This is a genomic window from Streptomyces sp. NPDC054956 (genome assembly GCF_053609185.1).
This window is the reverse complement of the sequence record NZ_JBSGXB010000487.1, coordinates 1-3770: the sequence shown is the minus strand read 5'-3', so window position 1 is coordinate 3770 and position 3770 is coordinate 1. Positions and strand designations below refer to the sequence as shown.

At 69.8% G+C, this 3770-nt stretch carries 3 protein-coding genes and 1 pseudogene; 2 read left to right on the top strand and 2 right to left on the bottom strand.

Features of this window, described 5'->3' with window-relative positions; genetic code table 11:
* Window positions 1–289, top strand: a pseudogene (locus ACWGDE_RS37135) (hypothetical protein); the annotation flags it as partial.
* Window positions 290–336: 47 nt separating this feature from the next.
* On the opposite strand, the gene ACWGDE_RS37130 reads toward ACWGDE_RS37135, so the two are convergent.
* On the bottom strand, window positions 337–1359 hold the full coding sequence (locus ACWGDE_RS37130) for a competence protein CoiA family protein (protein WP_453393493.1): 1023 nt from the start codon (window positions 1357–1359) through the stop codon (window positions 337–339).
* 87 nt (window positions 1360–1446) lie between these two features.
* On the opposite strand from ACWGDE_RS37130, the gene lpdA reads away from it, so the two are divergent.
* A complete protein-coding gene (lpdA, locus tag ACWGDE_RS37125; RefSeq protein WP_453393492.1) occupies window positions 1447–2859 on the top strand; it encodes a dihydrolipoyl dehydrogenase in 1413 nt (470 codons plus the stop codon).
* A 44-nt stretch (window positions 2860–2903) separates the two neighbouring features.
* On the opposite strand, the gene ACWGDE_RS37120 is transcribed toward lpdA, so the two are convergent.
* Window positions 2904–3671, bottom strand: coding sequence for a hypothetical protein (locus ACWGDE_RS37120; protein WP_453393491.1), 768 nt, complete (start codon window positions 3669–3671; stop codon window positions 2904–2906).
* Window positions 3672–3770: the final 99 nt, after the last annotated feature.

The window sequence follows — 3770 nt, the reverse complement described above, 5'->3', positions numbered from 1 at the left end:
GAAGCGGTACGAGGAAGTCATCGCGGCCGGGGAGGAGGCGCTCCTCATCTGGCGTCGGCTCGCCCGGGAAGCCCCGGAATCCTATCGGCCTCAGCTCGGGTATCTGCTGATCCTCGTGATACTGATGCGGATCGGCCAGGATCTCGGCCTGCGCGAGGCGCTGACCGAGGCGGAGGAAGCGGTGGAGGTCTTCACCGCACTGGCCGCAGAGAATCCGGCGCTGTTCCGGCCCCCGCTGAACGAGGCACTGCGGCTGCGCGCCCACCTGCGCGCCACCGACCTTCCGTAGCGGATCCTCCGCGCCCGCCCCTCCACCCGCCGCCGGGAGCGGTTCGGTCAGCACAGGAGATGGCGACCGGCCCTCGCCAGTTCCGGAGCCAGGGCTCGGTTGCAGACCGTGCAGCGCAGGGCGCCCGGCGGCAGTCGGGGGGCCGGCAAGGGCTTCGGGTGCCGGTCGGCCTCCTCGCGTCGCTGCTGGGCCTCGCGCAGCTGGCGGGCGTACCGTGCCGCGCTCTCCCGCCGCTCCGCGGCCTCCTCGCGGGCTTCGCTCTGGGAGTCGCTCAGCTTGTGTCGCAGGCTCGGAGGCAGTACGGCGCCGTGCTCGTCCAGGTCCAGCTCACCGAGGGGTACTGCCTGTCGTTCCAGGTCGTCGAGCGCGCACGGCGGATGGTGCAGACCGAACACGGCCGGGTCCTTCGCCTCCCACCACCGGTGCGTCCTCTGGTGCGCCCGGCCGAAGGCGGTCCATGCCGTGCCCTTGGACGGGACGTAGAACCACACCGGCAGACCCTCGGAGAGGACCACGTGGGGGAAGTGCACACCGGGCCGCCAGAACCAGACGTCGACGATGCCCTGCCGCCGGTAGTCATGGTGCCTGGCGCGCCACGCGTCATCGGTCATGAGCATCCGCTGTGCCTCCAGCGCGAGGCGCGTGCCGTCCTCCAACCGCACGGCAACGTCCGCGCGGCGGTCCTGGTCCGGGGTCCACTGCTCCAGCCGTACCGCGGCGACGCCCGGGCGGCTGCGCGCCCAGCGGGCCAGCGTGTGCTTGGTGGTGATGTGCCAGACGGTCTCCGGATGGTGACCGCCCTCGGGGGCCTGCCCCGGCGGGTGCGCGAAGTGCGTACGCACCTTTCCGCCCAGGCGCCCACGCGTCAGCAACGGCACGCGCGTGCCCATGGGTGCCTCGAACCCGTGAAAGCAGTAGAAGCACACCAGTTGCCCCGTGCCGCCGTAACCACGCTGCCGCCAGTACTCCGGCGGCTGATCGGCCACGTGTACCTCGTGCCCTGCTGCCAGGTCGAAGCCGACCACCAGTAAGTCGTCCTGCACGCTCCACCCCTCCCGCATCGCAGCCATGATCCAACTCTCGGGCATCCATGGCCGACACTCTTCAGTAGGGGCCCTTGCAGAAGGGCAGTTGAACCGATGGAAGAGGATCGCACCATGGTCGAGCAGGACGATCGATTCGATGTCGTCGTACTCGGAGCCGGGCCCGGGGGCTACGTCGCCGCCGTCCGTGCCGCCCAGTTGGGCAAGCGCGTCGCCGTTGTGGAGGAGAGGTACTGGGGCGGTGTCTGCCTGAACGTGGGCTGCATCCCGACCAAGGCCCTGCTGCGCAACGCCGAACTGGCCCACATCTTCACCCATGAGGCGAAGACCTTCGGCATCAAGGTCGACGGAGAGGTCACCTTCGACTACGGCGAGGCCTTCCGGCGCAGCCGCCGGGTCGCCGACGGCCGGGTCAAGGGGGTCCACTACCTGATGAAGAAGAACAAGATCACCGAGGTGGACGGGCGCGGCACCTTCCTGGACCCGAACACGCTCCAGGTCACCGGTTACGACGGCAACACCCGCACCATCGGCTTCGATCAGTGCATCATCGCCACCGGCGCCACGCCCAAGCTGCTGCCCGGTACCAAGCGCAGTGCGCGTGTGGTGACCTTCGAGGAGCAGATCCTCGCCGATGACCTCCCGCAGTCCATCGTCATCGCCGGTGCGGGCGCCATCGGCATCGAATTCGCCTACGTACTGCACAACTACGGCGTGAAGGTCACGATCGTCGAGTTCCTGGACCGTGTCGCCCCGCTGGAGGACGCCGAGGTCTCCGCCGAACTCGCCCGCCAGTACCGGAAGCTGGGCATCGAGGTCCTCACCTCCACCCGGGTCGACGCCATCGACGAGTCCGGGCCCCGGGTCCGCGTCTCCGTCACCGGGAAGGACGGCACCCCGAAGGTGCTGGAGGCCGACAAGGTCCTCCAGGCGATCGGCTTCGCACCCAACGTCACCGGGTACGGCCTCGAGCAGACGGGCGTGCGCGTCACCGACCGCGGCGCGATCGAGGTCGACGGCCGCTGCCGCACCTCCGTCCCGCACATCTACGCCATCGGCGACGTGACCGCGAAGCTCATGCTCGCCCACACCGCCGAGGCCATGGGGGTGATCGCGGCCGAGACGATCGCCGATGCCGAGACCATGGAACTCGACTACGCGATGATCCCCCGCGCCACCTACTGCCAGCCGCAGATCGCGAGCTTCGGCTACACCGAGGCCCAGGCCCGTGAGCTCGGCTACGACGTCAAGGTGGCCAAGTTCCCCTTCACCGCGAACGGCAAGGCCAATGGCCTCGGCGACACCGCCGGATTCGTGAAGCTGATCAGCGATGCCAAGTACGGCGAACTGATCGGCGGTCACCTCATCGGCCCCGACGTCACCGAACTGCTTCCCGAGCTGACCCTGGCCCAGCAATGGGACCTCACCGTCCACGAGGTGGCCCGCAACGTCCACGCCCACCCGACCCTGGGCGAGGCCGTCAAGGAGGCCGTGCACGGGTTGGCCGGCCACATGATCAACATGTGAGCATCCCGTGGTGCGCCGGTGCGGCGGACGGCCGCACCGGCACACTACGAGGGGACCGGGGTGTCGTCGCCCGCGTCGGTGGAACGCAGGAGGCGCAGGAACGCCTTGACGCCGGCGATGATCTCCTGGTTGTCGGTGAGGCGGTTCACCGTGGACTCGAACTCCCGGCCCAGCGCGGCGATCCTGCGGTTCGTCTCCTCGGTCCGCTCGTAGGAGCTCAGGGCCAGCGCGTCCACGGTGCGGCGCAGTTCGGCGAGGGCCCGGTACTGTTCCTCGGCCTTCTCCTCCAGGGTCCGTGTCCCGGCTTCGGCGAGGTTCAGTCGCTTGTGCAGTTCGACGACGTCGTCCCGCGGGTACGTGACGTCCTTCAGGAGGGTGCCCAGGCGTCGTCGGAGCTGGCCGAAGTAGGCACCGGCCGGCCGGAAGAAGGTGCTCAGCAGGAAGAACGCGGCGAACCAGTAGCCCGTGAACTCGTCCGTCGCCCAGGTGGCCACCAGGACGACCGCCGCCGTGAGGCCGTGGCCCGCGATCGCCGCGCGGAGCATCGTCCGCGCGATGCGCGCGGCTTCGGCATCCCGGGCCGGGGAGACCTCGATGCCCTTCTCGCGGCTCACCGCGATCTCGGCGAGCACCGCGTGCGCGCGGAAGTACAGGTTCCAGGGCAGCGTGAGCAGGAGCAGCAGCCACAGGAGGCTGAGCACACCCGCCCCGACGGCGAACACCACCGCGGGCGGTGCCCCTGCCACGTAGGCGAAGACCAGTGCCGCGACCGCCGCCACGAAGGCTGCCGCCACCCCCAGAGACCTGCCCATGCCCCCGCCTCCCCGTTCGCACGTCCGGACTGCCCATGCTCCTGCGGGCCGGCACGGGCCGCCATGAGTAGGCGTACTCAATCGTGCGCCCCCGCCTTC